Consider the following 19,023-nt stretch of genomic DNA (forward strand, 5'->3'; position numbering starts at 1 on the left):
CATCCTCATTAATTCGAAGCCTTGATCATCTTTTTACTCATCTGATCGATCTCCTCCGAGACAGCATCGTAGACTCCTTCAAAGGTAGACATCGCAAGTCCTTGCGTGGTATTCGGAATAAAGTACAGGCTACCGTATTCACGGCAGGCTCTTTCGACTTCCTGATGGACTTCTTCTCTTGTCCAGCCCGGATGATCGACGGTCGCCGAGTTGATTCCGCCCATAAATGAGATTTCTTTGCCATAATTTTTTATCAGCTCTGGAATATTATTCGTAGTCATGACGCCCTGCCAGATGTCGACTCCCATATCAATCATATCGGGAACCAATGTCGCCGCATAGGAATCTGAGTGATGGACAATCAGTTCAACGCCGCGTTCTCTGTAGTATCCGTAAATCTCTTTATATGCGTCCAGGAAAAATTCCTGGAACATGTCTCTCGAGAAAAATGTTGACTTCTGGCTTCCCCAGTCATCGTGGTGGAAGATGGCATCGGGGTGCAGATGATCACACAGTGTTCTCGCATATTCCAGTTCCCACTCTGTCAGATATTTGATCAGATCATGCATCTTCTCCGGTTCCTCGTACAGATTGATCAGGGCTTCCTCAATCCCCATCAGGTTATGTGTTTTCTCAAATATACCGGGTGCAATAAATGGTGCAGTGAACTGTTCTTGGCGATTCACACTTTCTGCTTCCGCGATTGCTGTCTCCCACAGACTTTCCGGAAAGTTGAGATTCGGGGCTTTTACGACCTGTTCCCATTCTTCGATGTCTTTCACTACTTTGTGTGCATTATCGTGTACCGGAAACGGCCCCGGCGTTCCCTCCGGCCAGGACATGGTCACACCCCATCCGTTTTTGATGTTTGTCTGACCATATTCCGGATAAGGCTCCGTAATCCCAAGCGGGTCAGCCAGTATGATATGAATAAATTCATACTGATTGACAAATCGATCCGGATGTCCTCCATGAATTGTCTCAAGAAGATTCTGTCTTTTCGTAAGCATATAATCGTCCTCCTTTTCGGCTTCTACGCATCAGATTTTCTTACAATCTCTGACCATATTATTGCCCATATTATGTACTGCTTCTATTATATAGACCCAGAAACTTCATTCCTACATGATGACAGTATAAAATCTTCCTGCTGCAGGGGGGTGATCTTTGTACGAAAGATACAGAACATAAAAAGAAGCACTGCATGAAAAAAATATCCGGTGATGCAAACTTAATTGCATCACCGGATATCTCTATCTCATCAAACAAAAATCTCTGTCAGTCATCGTACTCGGCTAATACGCTCTTATGACGTTTCAGATATTTTCCGTCTCCTCGTTTTCCGAGGAATTTGTTGTCTTTGACAATGACGTTTCCACGCTGCATCACGAGGTCGATATCGCCTTTTACATGGAAACCTTCGTAGCAGGTGTAATCCACGGCACTGTGCATGTCGGCATGGGTGAGGGTGCGTTCTTTGTTCGGATCAAGGATGACAAGATCTGCATCGTACCCGGGAAGGAGGGTGCCCTTCTCGGGATAAAGCCCATACATGCGGCATGGGTTGGTGCAGAGATATTTGACCATCTGAGGCATCGTAATTCTTCCCTTTACTACACCTTCTGAGAACATGACGCGGACTCTCTCTTCCACGCCTGGTGCTCCGGCCGGTGTCTTTGTAAAGTCATTTGCGCCGGCCTGTTTTTCTTTCTTGAAGTTGAATGGGCAGTGGTCGGTTCCGACGGTATCGATGACATTGTCGGTCAGCGCCTGCCACAGGGCCTCATTGTCCTCTTTTTTGCGAAGCGGCGGGGACATGATGGCTTTTAAGCCCTCCTGAGGATCCTGATATATATCATCTGTGAGTGTCAGATACTGTGTGCAGGTCTCTGCTGCAAAGTGTTTCTGGTGATTTGCCTTTGCTTTCATGACCTCGAGAAGTCCCTCTTTGCTGGACAGATGCACGATGTACAGTGGTGCCTCGCCGGCCATTGCAGATATATGCAGCATCCGGTCGATTGCCTCTGCCTCGCAGCGCGCCGGACGGCTTAAGGGATGGTATTTTGGCTGTGTACAGCCCTCCTCCACATACTTTTTCCTGAGATAATTGATGACGCCGTCATTTTCACAGTGAACGGCTATAACGATTCCGTCTTCCTTCGCTTGTTTCAAGACCTGGTAGATTTCATCGTCTTTCAGCATAAAATCATAGGTCATATAGATCTTAAAGCTGGTGATTCCTTCTTTTTTTGCAATCTCTCCCATCTCTTTCAAAACAGAATCATTGACGTGTTGGATCACACCGTGGAAACCGTAATCAATCACGGCCTTGTCATCGGCGAGTCTGTGATATTCTTTCACCTGATGCCAGAGGCTGCAGCCAACCGGACCAAATGCCATATGATCTACAATTGTCGTAGTTCCGCCACATGCCGCCGCAACAGTTCCGTCATAAAAGTCATCCACCGCACGGTATGCACCTGATTGAAGATCCATATGCGTGTGAACATCCACGGCACCGGGCATCACGTATTTGCCGGCGGCATCAATTACCTCATCCACATCCTTCTCGGGCAGATCGTGTCCGACGGCTCTGATTTTCTCATCTTCGATCAGGATATCTCCTTCAAAGACTTCAGATTCCGTGGCTATCATTCCATGTTTCACTAATTTTATCATAAAGAAACCTCCTAGCTTTTGTTCTGACTGGTTTTAAAAAGCAATGATCTCCTTTCGAGCCGCTTGCTTTTCTTTCGATCTGTTATGATACAAAGTATACACATATCTTGCCGCATGCGCAAGACAAATCGGCGCCACACCTCGGGATATTCCCTGTTGTGTGGCGCCTGTCTTTTTTTATTTCTAACGTTTTCTTCAAGCATCGTAGCTCAGATACAGTTTTTCTCTGGATTCCTTATCGGAAGCCATATCCCTGATGTCACTTAAACTAACTGTACTGTCTTCCAGAAGCCTGAGAAGCAGGAGACTGTAGTTTCCTTCCTTCTTTTTTCTATCGTTGTTTAATCCTTCCATCCCTGTATCCATACCAATTCACACCTCCCTGCTATCCGTGTATATTCAGACTTAGCTGTTCTTTTGTTCATCATTCACATACCGAATAAATCTTATATAAGAAAGTATAACAAAAAACAGATGATTTTTCAATGTATTTTTTAGCTTTTTGCAGATAATTACCTTCCATATCTGGAAATTTTTTACGAAAAAAGTAACCGCACGATGGCGATTACTTTTTCTCTTTATCCTTTGATTCCCGACTGTGCCACGCCTTCAACGAATTGTTTCTGGAAGACGAAGAACATTACGATCATCGGTATCACGGCCATGACGGCTCCTGCCATCTGTGCCGGATAGTCGGTGGTATATTGTCCCTGCAGCGTAGAAAGGGAAGGCCCCAGTGTCATTTTCTCCGGTGATGTGTTGACAATCAGCGGCCACATAAAATCATTCCACGCAAATTTTGCCGTGAAGATGATTAATGCGGAGAGTCCTGATTTTACAAGCGGCACCATGATCCGTCCAAAGATCTGGAATTGATTACATCCATCCAGTATCGCTGCTTCTTCCAGTTCTTTTGGGATTGTCATAAAGAACTGACGCATCATGAAGGTTCCGAACGCACTGAACAGATTTGGCAGGAAGAGCGCCGGCAGTGTGTCCAGCAATCCCATCTTCATAATTACCATGTACTGGGGAACCAGGAAAATCTGTCCCGGCACCATCAGGATTGACAGGATCACGATGAAGATTACATTCTTTCCAGGAAATTCCAGTCTGGCGAAGGCATATGCTGCCATCGTACAGATAACCACCTGACCTACAACGGTTACAATCGTCGATATAAATGTATTCAGGTATACTTTTGCAAAGGGCAGGGAATGGATAATCTTTTTGTAAGCATCCATCCTGAATTTCTTCGGGAATATGGTGGGCGGAATTGCCATCGCCTCTCCCGTCGTCTTGAAAGAAGTAAAGACCATCCAGATAAATGGTACAATTGTAGCGGCAACACCGATGATCAGCAGGATGTGTATGATTAGGTGCTGGACTTTTCTTTTATTCTGCAATGTTGTTCACTCCCCTCTCAATCATAGTTGATCCACTTTTTCTGCATGACAAACTGGAAGATTGTAATCAGCAGGATGATTGCAAAGATGAAGATAGATATCGCCGCAGCATATCCTTTCTCTCCATAATCGAACGCATACCGATAGAACATCATCACCAATGTCTGTGTTTTTTCATATGCCAGACTCGTCTTTCCAATCATCATATAGATTGTATCGAATACCTGAAACCCGCCGATGATGGAAGTGATCATAACAAAAAATATCGTCGGAGTTACAAGTGGTATCGTGATCTTGAAAAACTGTTTGACGGGCCCCGCTCCGTCAAGAGCGGCGGCTTCATAATACGTCTGTGAGATGCCCTGCATCCCGGCCAGAAAGATAATCATGTTGTAGCCGACCGACATCCAGATTCCCACAATCATGACCATATACAAGGCCAGTTTCGGATTGGAAAGCCAGTTTTGTCCTTTGATTCCAAATACACCAAGAACCATATTGAGGATTCCGAAATCACCATTGTACATCCATTTCCACACCAGAGCGATTGCCACTGACATCGTAACGGACGGGAGAAAAAAGATCGTCCTGTAAAGAGAAGTCCCCTTGATTTTCGTATTCAAAAGTGCCGCCAGAAACAATGACAGACAGATTCCGACTGGCACCGTGATCACAACATACTTTAGTGTGTTACCCAGTGTCCGGAACAGCTCTTTGTCTTTTACCAGTGTTTTGTAATTTTCAAGCCCTGTAAAGGTACTTACATTGAAGCGATTCACCTCATTGAAACTGAACCAGAAGTTCTGGAAAAACGGATAGATATAAAATATCAGTAATCCAATCACTAACGGAGCAATAAAGATGTAAGCCGCAATCCATTCATTTTTCTTACCTTTTGAAATATGCTTCTTTTTTTTCTGTTTCGCCTGCACATTTTTTATATTATTCATAGACTGCACCTACTTACTTATTCATTTTGTCAAGTACCTCATCTGCCTTTTCTTTTAAGCTGCTGCATGCTTCCTGCAGTGTCTTTTCCCCACTGTAAGCCCACTTTAATTCATTTGCCTCCAGATCGTAAAGTTCTGCGGAAGACTTGCATACGGGAAGGGGATTCGCCACATCTGCATGATTGGTAAATGCTGCAAGATTTAAGTCTTTATTTGCCTCGGCGAAGTACTTTTGTGCATCATTTCTTGCAGAAATTACGGCACCTTTTTCTCCCTGGATCTTCATCGCTTCTGCTCCGCCAAGCCAGATGGCAAAATCTGCAGCTGCATCTTTATTCTTGCTGCCCTCGAATACAGAGTAGCCAAGTCCATTGATCACATTTGGCTCCACACCGTCCACTTCGGGAAATTCAACGACATCAATCTTGTTATTGATTGCATCGTTTGCCTGATATTCTACCAACATATAGGACCCGCCCATCAGCATGCCGATCTTACCTGCCTCAAACATCGCATCCGCCGATGTATCTGTCATTGTGGCAAGACTTGGTGACAACTCTTCGTCAATCAGATCAATCCACATCTGAATGCCTTCTTGTGTCTTCGGATCGTTATAACCGGTCTCTGTTTTATCGTCATTTAAGATCCATCCGCCTTTGGCATAAACGGTGGGATAATAGTCGGTCTGGAAGTCAAGAGGTGCGGCTAGTGCATAAGTACCCTCGTCCAGTCCTGCTTCTTTCAACTTTCTTGCTGCGCTTACAAAATCATCCCATGTCCAGTCGTCTGTAGGATACTCCAGATTGGCCTTGTCGAAGAAATCCTTGTTATAGAACAAACCACTAGTGTCAAAGTCTTTTGGAATTGCATAGACAGCATCGTCAAATGTATAATTTTCAACTAATGCTTCCGGGAAGTCTTTTTCCAGATCCAGATCAGACTTTTTAATATAATCTGTAAGGTCTGCGAGAATTCCGCCCTCTTTGTAATCTTGTGCGTGTAAAGTATTCATCCAGAATACATCCGGTGCAGTACCACCTGTCGCAGAAGCCTCAAGTTTCGTCCAATACTCTCCACCCTTATAGGGAGTCAGCTGAATGGAAATATCTATATCTTTATGTTCCTTTTTGTATGCGTCAATCAATGCCTGAGTTGTAGGTTTTTGCTCTTCGCTCCAGATTCCAATGGTAATCTTCTCTTTCTTTGCGGATGCCTTGCCGCCTTTGCTGTCCTTGCCGTCATTACTGCCGCCACATCCAGTCAGTAACATGGCACTCATAAGAACACCAAGCCCCAAAGATAAAATATATTTCGATTTTTTCATAGCTGTGTCTCCTTCATGATTTTTTATGATCTCAGCGAATCCAGCTTTACAACTTCCCCATTGTTCAGTCGTGATTTTTCCGCTGCGATTGCACAATAGTGGCTTTCCATCGAACGTTCGATGGATGTGATATTCCCCTCGGGTTCTTTTCCCTCGGCAACCATGTCGATGAATTCTTCTACCATACGACTGTCTCCGCCGGCGTGACCCGAAAAATCAGATGCGAGTTTGGAGACATCAATCACCTCGGTTTCGCCGCCAAATGGGGTCACTTTTATGGTATTTTCGGAGAGGTCTGCGATAATCTCACCCTTGGTCCCCATGAATTTCTGATATCTGGATCCCGTCGCGTCGAAGGCACACATGGTCAGCGTCATGGTTGTATTGTCGGTCATGTTCATATTCACAACCTGATGATCAACGACGTTGTTGTCGCACATGTAGACGCATCTTCCATAAGGACCGGTTTTGATGGCCTCAGTGATGTTCTCAACGGTTGGATGCTGTGCCACGACATCTGCCGGCCATCCGGTTTTTCCATTTGCCACACCTGTTCTCTCGCTTGTGATGTAGATTTTCTCGGCATCAAAGGGACAGTCCGCTTTTGCCTTACATCCGCCCATGCAATATAAAGTTGCACCTTCGGGTGCATTTTCTTTTTTAAAATAATACGTATTTCCAAAGGATGACACAGAATCACAGGTCTTTCCGGAAAGCCATAAGAGCAGATCGAAATCATGGCAGCATTTCTGCAATATCATCGGACTTGTCGTATCGGAATTTCTCCAGTTCCCGCGGACAAAGCTGTGAGCCTGATGCCAGTATAAAACATTTTCAAGAGCCATGATGTCGACGATCTCGCCGATCACACCGCTATCTATCACTTCTTTGAGTTTTGTATAGTATGGCGTATATCTCAGTACATGACAGACAACGATTTTTCTTCCGCATTCATTCGCAACTTTGACACATTCTCTGCACTCGTCGAGATCCGGGGAGATCGGTTTCTCCATCAGCAGGTCGTAGCCTTTTTTCAGTGCCGGAATTGCCTGTTTTACATGTTGGCGGTCCTGGGTCGCGATAAACATGACATCCGCCAGCTGATCTTCTTTGAGCATTTCCTCTGCACTGGTATAGCAGGCAGATTCCGGAATGCCGTACTCTTTTGCGACATCAGAAACCTTCTTCGGATCAATATCTGCGATTGCCACAATCTTCATCTTGTCCGGAAACATCTTTGCAGTCGGTGCATAGGTATCCTTTCCTCTGCTGCCCAGTCCCGCAATCGCTACTGTTACTTGTTTGCTCATCTTTGAATCCTCCTTTACACTCCGTATATCGAAATCCGTATATTGAACGATATAGATTAATATATTATCACATCTTTTTGCGGACAAAACTTCTTGAATTCTCTATATTTTTTGCTGTTTTATCCGATTTTTTGTCAATACTGACTTGAATTAGTAAATCCACTATGCTAGAATACAGCATAAGATATAAGGAGATAGGAGAAGGGTTCTTCATAGAGGTCAGCGTCTTACGAAAGGTCAGGTGGCGACTGTTTATGACATACGTTCCAACAGAGTTAAAAAAGGAAATTTCCATTGAAAAGATTGTTACAATTCACTATTTCGAATATATGAAGGAGTTTGAATTTCGGGGAGAGTCCCATGATTTCTGGGAGTTTTTATACGTAGACCAGGGGACAGTGATTGTCTGGGCCGATTCCAAAGAGTATCAGCTGAAATCCGGGAATATTATCTTTCACAAGCCTAATGAATTCCATTCGATTAAATCGGTGGGGCATAAGGCACCGAATCTGGTGGCGATTTCGTTTCTCTGCGATTCGGATGCGATGAGGCACTTCGATGAAAAGGTGACATCTTTGAATTCTCAGGAGAAAACTCTGATAGCAAAAATTGTCGCCGAGGCACGTGTGGCTTTTACCACGCCCCTACATGTTCCCACAGTGGAACAGGTTCTGCCTGCCTTGGATCCTCCTTTTGGTTCTCAGCAGATGATTCTGCTCTATCTGGAGGAGTTTTTGGTTTTGGTGCAGCGTAATCACCCCAGATCATCCAGGGATGGAAGTTATACGGAAGAAATCGTCAAAAGATCAATCTGTGAAGACAACTCCAGGAAGGTATACAGCTTTTCACGGATTATAACGTACATGGAGTTACATATCTGTGAGCCTTTGAAGGTCCGGGATATCTGCAATGCCTTTTATATCAGTTCCTCGACACTGCAGTCTCTTTTTCATGATCAGAAAGGATGCGGAGTGATCGAGTACTTCCATCAGATGAAGATTGAGCACTCAAAGGATATCATCCGGGATGGGAGCATGAATCTGACGGAAATTGCACATTATCTCGGATACAACTCACTTCAGCACTTTTCAAAGCGTTTCAAAACCGTAACCGGAATGTCCCCATTTCACTATGCCTCATCGGTCAAAGGACTCTCACAAGGTATCGGAGGAAACTCTTAAAATCACTTTCCAGCTAATTGTTTTGGTGAAAAACCATCCGTCTGAGGCGGCTGTACCCATCCTGCTATGTCTTTTTCCTGGAAGGTATAGTTCAGCGGTTCGCGGCGGATTTCTTCATAGGCGTGTTTTTTCTGCTCATAGTCCTGTGCACACATGGCAAAGCTGTTCTCCCGCACAGTTTTAGCAGAATCCGGATAGATTGCAGGAAGTACGTGCATCACATACTGTACCTCATGGAACATGGGGGTCTGCAGCTGCTGCTGTGCTCTCATCTCTACAAAGCAGGAAATCACGGGTACCTGAAATTTAGCTGCATAGTAGTAGGCACCCCGTTTCAATGGACGTGGCTTTTGGTAATTAAACCACATCTCCTGCTCCGGGTAAATAAGGACATAGTTTTTCTCATCCAGCTCTTTTTTCAGAAGTGGTTCAAAGTCCGCCGTTATATATCCGGGAATGTCACTGATCGGCAGGATATCAGCATATTTCATCAGAAATCCCACCAGACCAGTCATCGCAAGGTTCGTCACCTGGCTGACGATGGGAAGGCGATCTTTTCCCAGATTCCATGCGAGATATCGCACGATGGTATTGTCTATGGGATTAAAATGATTGCTGGTCACAATTGCACCGCTGCGAATCATAGAGGCATGCTCAATCCCCCGAATGACTGTCATTCGATTGATTTGGCGGGTCGCGACATTTGCCGCTTTGCGCGCCGCAAGGGTTTTCCCTTTAAAATGCAGCGTATTCTTCTCTTTCAGATACCAGCTGAGCAGTTTTTCCTTTTGAACAGCCGCAAGCACCGGATCGCCCACCTCTACCTTTCGGTGGAAATCACCCTCCAGAATCGCTGCTCGTATGTTGTCAATGACCTGCTCTCTTTCATCTTTGATTATCATAAGCGTGCCTCTTTTCCCTCCGTAAAAACGATTCGAAACGTCACCGGATTCTTGCTGGAATTATCGCCTCTTGCGATGATCAGAGCCATATGCTCGCTGTCCGACTGTCTGTCCTTGTCTGTGTACGATGCTTTTATATTCTGGATTTCATCCAGAAACCCCGAATCGGGGGCGTAATGCCAGAAGTATTCTTCATATTGGATTCCATCGTAATACCAGGGCTTGGCGAACAGGTTGTAATGAATCAGTTTGGGAACTCCCGTTTCGTAATTGATTTCGCCGTTATCAATTGCTGTTTCTGGTTTCTTCTTATTCGAAACGGAAGGCATCGTATCCCACTCTTTTGACAGATAGGTGACTCGCCCGCTGCACAGTGCATTGAGATAGTCCTGATCCGGTGCAATTGTATCAAAGTGGTAGCGGCTCAGCATTCGCAGAAAACGCCCTGCCAGGTTCGCTTTTCTGAGTTCTCTTAAGTTCATGAGCAAAACTCCGGAGTTAAAGTACTTTCCGGGATCCACGCCCACGCAAAGTCTTACATACCTTTCCAGTTCCGGGATCTCTGACACCGCGGGATCAACCGCAGCACCCAGCAGATGATCACCAAGTTGCGTCTGATACAGCCGTGAGATATCGCCGGGAACGACAATATCGCTGTCCAGATAGATTCCCTTGTCAAACTGAGGAAACATCTCGGGAATAAACAATCGGAAATAAATAGTAAGTGTAAAATAATCCGCACGCAGGCGATTTGAAATATGGTCCTGTATCATTTCCAGCTTTTCTTTCATCCGCACAAAGTGAATCTCGCTCTGCCCGGTCTTGCAGGAAGCGAGCTTTTCACGATTTTGTCGGCTTAGTTCCTGGTAAATCACGAATACTTCATAATGGTAATCCCGGGAGGCATTTTTCAACATGGAAGATAATGCCACACCGAGAAATGGCGCATAGCCATCGTCAATGGTAAAGAAAATTGGTATCGATTCTTTTTCCCTGTTCATCTGTTTCCACCTGATCTTTCTGCTGATTTTGTTTCTTTCGTGTTTCTGATATCTGCGTGAATGTCTCAAGCAGAGAATCGTATTCATGCAGTTTCAGCTTGCTGTGCATCTTTTCTACCTCCCACGGCTTTACCGTCACTGTGTGAAGCCATGGGAGGATGCGAAAGCTCGTTGTAAAATGCTGAAATACGGTGTTTTCCTTCAGTTTTCGCTGTTCATTGAACCGTCGGGGAAGTTTTTTCTTCGAGCTGCACAGCCGGTTCAGCGCTGTCTGGTCGGGCAAAAACATCTGTTTGTCCGCACAAAGTTCCCTACATTTTTCCATAAGACGGGTTTTTTTGATTGCTTCCATGTTTAGGAGGAGAACCCCGGAATTCAGATAATCCATCCTGCGAATGTCCCTGCTATAGAGCCAGCGGCCATAGTGATCGGGCACGCCTGCAATTTCATATCCCGATAAATCCTGATGATAAAAGTCAGAAAAGTCTCTGCGGCATATGACATCGGCATCCAGATAGAGGATACGGTCCAAAAAAGATGTCGGGCACGCAGCGGCTGATTGAGGCGGAATCGGAATCTTGTCTGCAAAAAGTCTCAGCATGCAATATGGAGTGAAGTGCGTATCCAGATTGGCATACGGCATTTCCCTTGAAAATGTTTCTGTAAGGTCAACTCGTGTGACTTGATTTTCAGAATTTTTCTCCTTGACCAGTCGCTTTAGATCTTCGGCAAACCAAGACGAGATTGGATTGTAATTTCTGGTTTCGGTTGAAAGTCTCATCGTCAGCACGAAGATGTGCAGCGGATCCTCTGTGTGATTTAGGATTGATAAAGTGGAGAGCAGCAGGCCGTCTTCCATCTTTTGGTCCCCGCAATAAAGGATATTCATAAAGTCTTCTCCTCTTCCTGTCAACTTTTTTTCTGTTTGGTTTCCTGTTCATAGATTACGTATGTACAGGTATTTTCCCGACTGCGCCTAAGCATGCATTGATAGATCTCATCGCGCAGTCCTTTCTTTTGTTCTTTGTATTGCATCTGCCCATCCGGGTAAAAGGGTCCGTCGATATAGACTGTGACTTTTGGCTTTTTGTGGTGTCTTCGCTTCTGATAAGTGGTTGTCATACAAAAAGAAGGAACTTTGTACCGCACCGGATAGGTAAAGGATGCTGTCCCGAATGGACGGATCCTGGTGCACCACGGCCAGACATGAGCCTCCGGGTAAAGTACGATGCAGCATTTCTCAAGGATTCTCTGCCGGATGGCCTGCTGGAATTTTTTCATCCCATCCGTACCATCCGGCACCGGCAGAGCACCCAGGTAAGGGAGAAGTGGGCCGAGTACCGGTACTTTTAAATTTGCCGGACTTACCACCGCATAACCTCGTCTGGGAAATACCGCTCGAATCGGGATCCATGCATCCCCCGCAGGCTGTGTATGATTCCCGTAGATAAAGCAGCCCATGCCGCGATATTTTCTTAAAATCTTTCGATTTTTGATCTGCACATGCAGGATGAATCTGCAGTAGAAAAAAGCTGCCGCCTCACCGAGACGATAAATCAGGGCAGATAAAACCCGGTGGCCTGCATGTTCACAGATCCAGGTGTAATCGGGCGGAAGTTTGTAGGACTGATCCCGGCTTGTTACAAAATCATCAAAATAGGTTTTATAGTATCTGATCACTAGTTTCACATAACCTTTAAGGTAGCTTTGTCAATAGATTCTCTTATAGATACTTTTGACAAAAATGCTTTCAATTATACAGGATTTCAAGTATACTTAAGAGTGACAAAAAGATGCTGCGCCGACGTCCCAAGACGCAGGGCAGCACGACAAAAGGAGGGTTTTCTTATGTATCAGGCTTCATCCAAACGTTATGAATCGATGTTTTATCCTCATGCTGGAATCAGCGGGCTTAAGCTTCCGGCGATATCTCTGGGATTCTGGCATAATTTCGGCGACACTGCCTCTTACGATAACATGAAAGAACTGACTTTCACTGCCTTCGACCATGGGATTACACACTTTGACCTTGCAAATAATTATGGACCTGCACCCGGAAGCGCCGAGAAGAATCTCGGACGGATTCTAAGAGAAAACTTCCAGGCATATCGCGATGAACTGGTGATCAGTACCAAGGCCGGTTACGATATGTGGGACGGCCCCTACGGAAACTGGGGAAGCCGCAAATATCTTATGGCAAGTCTCGATCAGAGCCTGAGACGTATGGGGCTTGATTATGTGGATATCTTCTATCATCACCGCATGGACCCTGACACTCCGCTTGCGGAAACCATGGGTGCGCTCTCACAGGCCGTGACAAGCGGAAAAGCACTTTACGTGGGACTGTCCAACTATGACGGAGAGACACTTAAAAGAGCGGCAGCCATTCTGGATGATCTGCACTGCCCATTTATCATCAATCAGAACCGTTACAACATCTTTGATCGGACGATCGAGAAGAACGGACTGAAAGAGACCTCTGTCAAACTCGGGAAAGGGATTATTTCTTTTAGTCCGCTGGAACAGGGACTGCTCACGGACCGGTATCTGCATGGAATCCCGGATCACAGCCGAATCAAGACAGACGGTCGTTTCCTGAACGCTTCTTCGCTGACCGAGAAACGTATGTCACAGATCCACAGGCTGAATGATCTCGCCAAAAGGCGTGGACAGACCCTGGCGGAAATGTCGCTTGCCTGGATTCTACGTGACGGAGAAGTCACAAGTGTCCTGATCGGTGCTTCGATGTCTTCCCAGATCCTTGACAATATCAAGGCACTGGAGAATACGAACTTTACAAAAGAAGAACTGAGAAAGATTGATGAAATATCATTAGAATAAGAAGTTATTGAAAACGGCAACACAGTCAGATAGGTCCGGATATCCGTTCGTTAACACGGGTATCCGGACCTTCCTATTCTTTATTCGTTTGCTTGGTATGTCTCCGGCATATCTGCCTGTTTCACTGCATATTTCAGCTTGTGTTTCACATATATGCCCAGCAGAACCGTGAACACGGCGATCATGACGGCCGGCACCACAAATGGTGTGGCTGACAGTGCCGAATCGAACACGGCAGCGTCCGGCGATACGACTTTTAGAATCGATTGATGCAGGACTTCGCCAATCGCGAATCCGGCAGCGATTCCAACTGCCGTCAGCAACAGAATCTTCCGGGAGCCGATCCTCGGGGCGGAAGATGTTTCTCGGATCCGCTCTGAAACGCTTATGTCTGCCAGATGATAGTAAATCAAGATTCCAAGTATTGTCGCTATGATAATCAGTACTTTCATCATCTGACCGAGAACGCCGAATTGTTTCTCGTTCGTCCCGGCAATCGAAGACCGGACACTGAATCCGGCAAAAAGGAGGGAAACCGTGCCTGTAACGCCGATGATCGTCATCCACATCCTCTTTGGATGTCTCATCGGGTGCCGCCGCGGCTTTTTTACTGTTGCGATCCTCACAGGAAGTGCTGCGCTTATCAGTGCAAGTACAAGGGCAGCCAGCGTGATCCCCGGATGAAACTGCAATTTGATCTTCGGCAGGGTGAATCCGGCCTTATATGCATCGCATACGATCCGTGGCAGAAGGATGTGTCCCAGCATAATGCCAAGAACAGCTCCTGTAAGACTCGCACTCAGACTATAATAGAGATACCTCTTTGTCACATTCCCTTCGTTACAGGCCGGTGCTTTTTGCTTTTCTGTATTCTCATGCTCTTCTTCGATAAAACTGGTGATCGTGGACCATATGAATACTGCCGCAATGAGGTATAAAACGATCGGAATTACCATCGCCAGAGAGTCCATGATTCGAGAAATGCTGTCATAGACTTTATATCCTTCTGCTCCCGGCATCTCTTTACGGCCATTTACTAAATACATGGGGGCCTTTAAACCATCCAGAATCTGCTGTGTCTCATCCAGCTTCTCCTCCTGTTCTCGAATTACCTGCTCTGCATCCGGCTTTTTCTCCTGGAATTCCTGCGTTCTTTGCTGATACTCTTTCTCACTGTCCTCCAGTTCTTTTCTGGCATCTGTCAGTTGTTCTTCGCCGCCTGCCTTTTCAGAACCCATCTGATTTTGAGCCTTGGCCAGATCTTCTCCTCTGCTCTCAAGCTCCGCTTGTGCCTGACGAAGTCTATTGACATTTTTCTTGTACTGCGCAGAGTTTTTGTTCAGAGAAACGACTGCTGTCTTCCATGCGGATAAGCTGTTATAGTAGTTTCTCTTGCTCTGATTATACGTGGCAATCCCCTGATTGTACTCTTTTAAGGCTTCCTGATATTCTGCTTCCTTCTTGGAAAGCTGTTCCTCGTCTTGTACAAGTCCCGCCTTCGCATCCTGAATCTGTTGATTGATCTGATTCATCTGATCTCTTAATTCCTGTAGATGTGTATTGCTTCGATTTAAGGCATCGGAGGCATCTTGTAAACTGCTTTTTTCCTGTTTTAATTCTGAATTCTTGCTGTCGGCCCTTTCCTTTGCCTGATCTGCCTTTGGCTGCAGTTCATCTACCTTTGCCAAAGCCAGATCTCTTGCTTTCACGGCCGCATCATAATCTCCCGCTACGAATGTATGGTACTGCTGACTTAACTGATCATACTGATCCTTAAGTTCCTTCTTTTTATCTGGATCTTCTGTAGTGTCAATCTGTGAAAGGAGACGATTAAGTCTGTTCTCGTATTCTGTCTTCTTGTTGTCCTGCTGTACAAAAGTGGCTTTGGCAGTATCATGTTTCACTTTTGCCTCATTCAGCTGCTTTAAGGCCTGTTCCCAATCTTTCACTAGCGTATCATATTCGGACTGAAGATGTTCGACTTCCTTTTCCCGCCTGCTATATTCCGCCTGCTGCTTGCCCAGTTCATTTTCAAGGAGGGCATTTTGCCCTTGCAGATCCAACATCTGATTCTGGTTTTCCGCTAACTTGCGGTATCGCGCCTTAATCTGTTGTTTTGCCTGTGCGATCGTCTCCGGTGCCACCTGAAGTTCACTGTTGGCCTGGTCCAGATCTACTTTCGCCGATTGGAGCTGTTGTCTCACCATCTCCAGCTGATCACCGCTCTCGCTGACCGAAACTTTCCCGGAATTTAACTGCTTTTTCCCCTTTTTTAGTTGGCTCTGCGCCGTCTTAAGGGAGGATTTCGCACTGGCAACCTGATTCTTCCCGTTTAATATCTTGCCGCTGGCAGCTGCCACCTTTCCGTTTAACTCTCCTTCATTTTCAGCGAGCTGACTTTTCGTATTCTCCAGCTTCTCCTTTGCATCCGTAAGCTGATGTTGTACATCCCGAAGTTTCTTTTTGCTCTCTGCGATCTGCCGGCGTCTTTCATCGATTTGCTTTTGATACTCTTGTGTCATCGATTTCATACGAATCTCAGGCTGATCTTTTAAAAGTTTGCCAAGCTCATCCTTGTGGGTTTGAATCTTGTCCTCGTATGCTTTTGAATATGGATCCAGTTTTGCAGTGTCTTTGAAGTTCATGCGGGCAGCCATATAGACGTCGGAATCAAACGCATTCGGTTTTACTGTGGCGTACCCTTTAAGTTCGCCGGAACCTTCGGTGGAAGATCCCATATTGGTTCTGGAAATGATCTCTCCGGAGTATATGTATCCGGTCACTTTGAACCTGTCCTGTTTCAGTGTTTTCTTTCCGAAAACATTTTCTTTCTCTGTAAATGCTATCGTATCGCCAATCTTATAATCTCCGGCATGGTCATAATCCAGAGCAATCTCGTCCTCACTTTTGGGAATCTTGCCTTCTACGAGGCGAACGTCTGAAATCTGCTCCGGAAGTGAAAACACACGGAAGCTCTTATCCGTATCTTTTACGGTCACATCCTGCTGATATCCATACTCTATGCCCGTCGTCCCTTTTATCTGGTCTATGATTTTCTGGTCCGTCTTGTCCAGTCCAAAATCGCTGACAACCGCAAGATCAGCGACATGTAACCGGTTAATATAATTCCCTGCGGTAGTGCGCATATCTGGTCCTGTAACGGATAAACCGACCAGGATAAAGGAGCCAAGTGCCATGAATCCGGCGATTGACAGGAAGCGCCACTTTGATTCTCGTATTGACCGATGGATATCTCTCCACAGTGTTTTCTTATCTTTATTCATAACCCATTCACCCACTTTAGCATTCGCATATGTAACAGCAGCATCAGCTGCCTAGTATCTTCGATGATAATTATTATAACATTTAAGTTATTGACTTGCCAGTGTAAGGGAAAGTAATAAAAAAAAGTTAATTAAAAAAGGCGATATCAATTCCTAATGAATGATATCGTCTTTCTAACACTGCCGGCGACCGGACTAGAATATGTAGTGACACAAACAGAAATATGATGACAAACATTGGCTATAAGCCACTTACTAACTGAACAAAGTGACATAGTAAGAAACAAGTTGACAATATTTGCCCCATTTTTGCCCCATAAAACCAATACAATATTTAGCCCGGATCCATAATGGTCCGGGTTTTTTATAAGGATTGCTGGTTAAGCCAGCGCTGAAATGCAGAAATACATCTTGATGGATTAGACAGCACACCATCTTCTGGCAGTCCAAACTTGTGTTGCAATCCTTTGATGAATTCCGGCCCGATATACCCGTCTTCTGGCAGGCCTAACCAGTGTTGCATTGCGCGGACAAGTTGTGATCCACCATGCTTTGTATTCGACCACTCTATGGATGCTATAATGCCAGCACATATCGGTTTATATACTGACAGCTGATTACTAATAATACCATCCTGAGGAAGTCCCCAGTGCTTCTGTGCTAGCTTTGTTGTATCTCTACCCCACTGGCCATTCTCTTTAATAGTCTGCTTTACAGCTTCTGGCTTTGACTGTAGTGCAGGTTTAGCGGGTGCATCCGGCTTTGATCTATCGTATTTCACGTAGTTTTTATGCATATACCCCACAGTATTCAGTGCCTTAATATGCACCCAATCGCCATTCGTGCTTCCGTCTACTTCAAATCGATTGCCTTTCCCGAGAGCGAACATAATAGTACCATCAGGCACCATTCTCACATTGACGTTGTTTCCTGTGCATGTCGCTGTCCCTTTGGCTTTCCATCCCAATGCCGGCGCAGGAGATGAATTACTACCTGCCCCATAATCAATAATGCAGAAACAATCAATTTTGCTATCATTGATATTGTAAGATTTCTTTTTTACCTGTCCGCCGTTCCGATCGTAACTCTTTGGGCTTGTATTGCCCTCGATCGTAGTAATAACATTGCCCCTGATCGCAACTACTCGCCCCATATGAGACTGCTTAAATATTACCAGGGCACCCAGTTGCGGTGTACGTGATCTCTTGCCTGCAGGGAATCTGTTTCGGGTACCAAACACATTGTATCCCCAATAGCTAGATCGAGACATGTTCCAGTGACTGAGAGCAGTATCTAACCCAAATTCCTGACACTCCAGCCAAAATTGAAATGTAGCACACCACGGCTGAGCCTGACAGCCCATTAACCCGTGGTTGCTGATATCTCGGGCGTACTTTGTGTAGTTGTTCACCCCCTTGTTTCCCGTCTTACTATCTAAATTAGAATTACTGGCTTTTTCGATGTACCCTAGTTCGTTTTCTGCACGACTGAACAGCCCTTGTAATGATCCCATGTTCTTATACCTCCATTAAAAACGAGGGCTTATTTGCCCTCTATGTGATCTTGTTCCGGTATCTCTGGTTTCTTCTGTCCGTCTCTGTCTAATAAGTTCCGCAACATCTCATATAGACCAGTACTTGCCAGACCGCTTATCATGCCACCGAGAACGACCTCCGCATTGATGCCGGGATAATTCATGACGATGGCAATCACAACTCCCAGAATCAGCGCAGACAACGGTATGTACCGGTTCGGCAGTCTGGGAATCGCAGTTTTAATTACAAATCCTACGAGCAGACAAATACCTAAAATTATCGGGTTGATATAATTTGTCAAAAATGTTAGATCCATATTCATTTCCTTTCTTTTTCCAGATCCTCGATCCGGTGATTAGCTACATTGATTTTTTCTTCCACGACTGGCATACGGCGTGCAAAATTATTATGCATCCGCACTTCATCTTCCAGTGTCTTTAAACGGTAGCTTATAAGGTTTATTGTTTCCATACTGCTTTCTCTGGTTTGTTTCTGCTGATAATGATTGTTAATCATGCAAACCACGAGCGTCACAATTCCAGTAATAAATGCTTCGATCACATTTCCATACCTCTCTTTTCACATTTTCCCACAAAAATAAGACCCGTTA

At 45.3% G+C, this 19,023-nt stretch carries 17 protein-coding genes; 2 read left to right on the top strand and 15 right to left on the bottom strand.

Features of this window, described 5'->3' with window-relative positions; translation table 11 throughout:
• Positions 1 to 8: 8 nt before the first annotated feature.
• The 7 genes from INP51_RS12970 to INP51_RS13000 form a co-directional block, all read right to left on the bottom strand.
• The gene (locus INP51_RS12970) at positions 9 to 1,010 is read right to left on the bottom strand and encodes a uroporphyrinogen decarboxylase family protein (RefSeq protein ID WP_193735249.1); all 1,002 of its coding nucleotides are present in this window, start codon (positions 1,008 to 1,010) and stop codon (positions 9 to 11) included.
• 268 nt (positions 1,011 to 1,278) lie between these two features.
• The gene (gene hydA / locus INP51_RS12975; protein WP_193735250.1) at positions 1,279 to 2,679 is read right to left on the bottom strand and encodes a dihydropyrimidinase; all 1,401 of its coding nucleotides are present in this window, start codon (positions 2,677 to 2,679) and stop codon (positions 1,279 to 1,281) included.
• A 195-nt stretch (positions 2,680 to 2,874) separates the two neighbouring features.
• A complete protein-coding gene (locus tag INP51_RS12980) occupies positions 2,875 to 3,045 on the bottom strand; it encodes a hypothetical protein (RefSeq protein WP_193735251.1) in 171 nt (56 codons plus the stop codon).
• Positions 3,046 to 3,257: 212 nt separating this feature from the next.
• Entirely contained in the window at positions 3,258 to 4,085 is an 828-nt protein-coding gene (locus tag INP51_RS12985; protein ID WP_230406806.1) for a carbohydrate ABC transporter permease, read from the bottom strand.
• 17 nt (positions 4,086 to 4,102) lie between these two features.
• Complete coding sequence (locus INP51_RS12990) at positions 4,103 to 5,035, bottom strand: carbohydrate ABC transporter permease (RefSeq protein ID WP_193735252.1); 933 nt, start codon at positions 5,033 to 5,035, stop codon at positions 4,103 to 4,105.
• Positions 5,036 to 5,048: 13 nt separating this feature from the next.
• On the bottom strand, positions 5,049 to 6,359 hold the full coding sequence (locus INP51_RS12995) for an ABC transporter substrate-binding protein (protein ID WP_193735253.1): 1,311 nt from the start codon (positions 6,357 to 6,359) through the stop codon (positions 5,049 to 5,051).
• A 23-nt stretch (positions 6,360 to 6,382) separates the two neighbouring features.
• Entirely contained in the window at positions 6,383 to 7,669 is a 1,287-nt protein-coding gene (locus tag INP51_RS13000; protein ID WP_193735254.1) for a Gfo/Idh/MocA family protein, read from the bottom strand.
• A gap of 254 nt (positions 7,670 to 7,923) precedes the next feature.
• Between INP51_RS13000 and INP51_RS13005 the strand changes: the two genes are divergently transcribed.
• Positions 7,924 to 8,850: an AraC family transcriptional regulator gene (locus INP51_RS13005; protein WP_193735255.1), complete on the top strand. Its 927-nt coding sequence runs from the start codon at positions 7,924 to 7,926 to the stop codon at positions 8,848 to 8,850.
• A gap of 2 nt (positions 8,851 to 8,852) precedes the next feature.
• Here the strand turns inward: INP51_RS13005 and INP51_RS13010 are convergent, their stop codons facing one another.
• From INP51_RS13010 to INP51_RS13025, 4 genes are read right to left on the bottom strand one after another with little or no spacing between them, the layout of a single operon-like run.
• Positions 8,853 to 9,752: a 1-acyl-sn-glycerol-3-phosphate acyltransferase gene (locus INP51_RS13010; RefSeq protein WP_193735256.1), complete on the bottom strand. Its 900-nt coding sequence runs from the start codon at positions 9,750 to 9,752 to the stop codon at positions 8,853 to 8,855.
• Positions 9,749 to 10,753, bottom strand: coding sequence for a glycosyltransferase family 8 protein (locus INP51_RS13015; RefSeq protein WP_193735257.1), 1,005 nt, complete (start codon positions 10,751 to 10,753; stop codon positions 9,749 to 9,751). The genes INP51_RS13010 and INP51_RS13015 overlap by 4 nt, the downstream gene beginning before the upstream one ends.
• Positions 10,710 to 11,642: a glycosyltransferase family 8 protein gene (locus INP51_RS13020; protein ID WP_193735258.1), complete on the bottom strand. Its 933-nt coding sequence runs from the start codon at positions 11,640 to 11,642 to the stop codon at positions 10,710 to 10,712. Before INP51_RS13020 ends, INP51_RS13015 begins: the two co-directional genes overlap by 44 nt.
• A 20-nt stretch (positions 11,643 to 11,662) precedes the next feature.
• Positions 11,663 to 12,442 carry a lysophospholipid acyltransferase family protein gene (locus INP51_RS13025; protein WP_193735259.1) on the bottom strand — a complete coding sequence of 260 codons (780 nt, stop codon included), beginning with the start codon at positions 12,440 to 12,442 and terminating at the stop codon, positions 11,663 to 11,665.
• A gap of 159 nt (positions 12,443 to 12,601) precedes the next feature.
• Here INP51_RS13025 and INP51_RS13030 point away from each other — a divergent pair, with 159 nt between their 5' ends.
• A complete protein-coding gene (locus INP51_RS13030) occupies positions 12,602 to 13,594 on the top strand; it encodes an aldo/keto reductase (protein ID WP_193735260.1) in 993 nt (330 codons plus the stop codon).
• A gap of 80 nt (positions 13,595 to 13,674) precedes the next feature.
• Here INP51_RS13030 and INP51_RS13035 read toward each other — a convergent pair whose 3' ends face one another.
• The 4 genes from INP51_RS13035 to INP51_RS13050 form a co-directional block, all read right to left on the bottom strand.
• Positions 13,675 to 16,878 carry an FtsX-like permease family protein gene (locus INP51_RS13035; protein ID WP_193735261.1) on the bottom strand — a complete coding sequence of 1,068 codons (3,204 nt, stop codon included), beginning with the start codon at positions 16,876 to 16,878 and terminating at the stop codon, positions 13,675 to 13,677.
• A gap of 364 nt (positions 16,879 to 17,242) precedes the next feature.
• Positions 17,243 to 18,031 (bottom strand): hypothetical protein, encoded by a 789-nt coding sequence (locus INP51_RS13040; protein ID WP_193735262.1) that lies wholly within the window; start codon positions 18,029 to 18,031, stop codon positions 17,243 to 17,245.
• A gap of 389 nt (positions 18,032 to 18,420) precedes the next feature.
• A complete protein-coding gene (locus INP51_RS13045) occupies positions 18,421 to 18,729 on the bottom strand; it encodes a phage holin family protein (RefSeq protein WP_193735263.1) in 309 nt (102 codons plus the stop codon).
• Positions 18,730 to 18,731: 2 nt separating this feature from the next.
• Entirely contained in the window at positions 18,732 to 18,974 is a 243-nt protein-coding gene (locus INP51_RS13050) for a hypothetical protein (RefSeq protein WP_193735264.1), read from the bottom strand.
• Between the last annotated feature and the right edge of the window lie 49 nt (positions 18,975 to 19,023).

The sequence above is a fragment of the Blautia liquoris genome (genome assembly GCF_015159595.1).
GTDB classification, from domain to species: domain Bacteria; phylum Bacillota; class Clostridia; order Lachnospirales; family Lachnospiraceae; genus Novisyntrophococcus; species Novisyntrophococcus liquoris.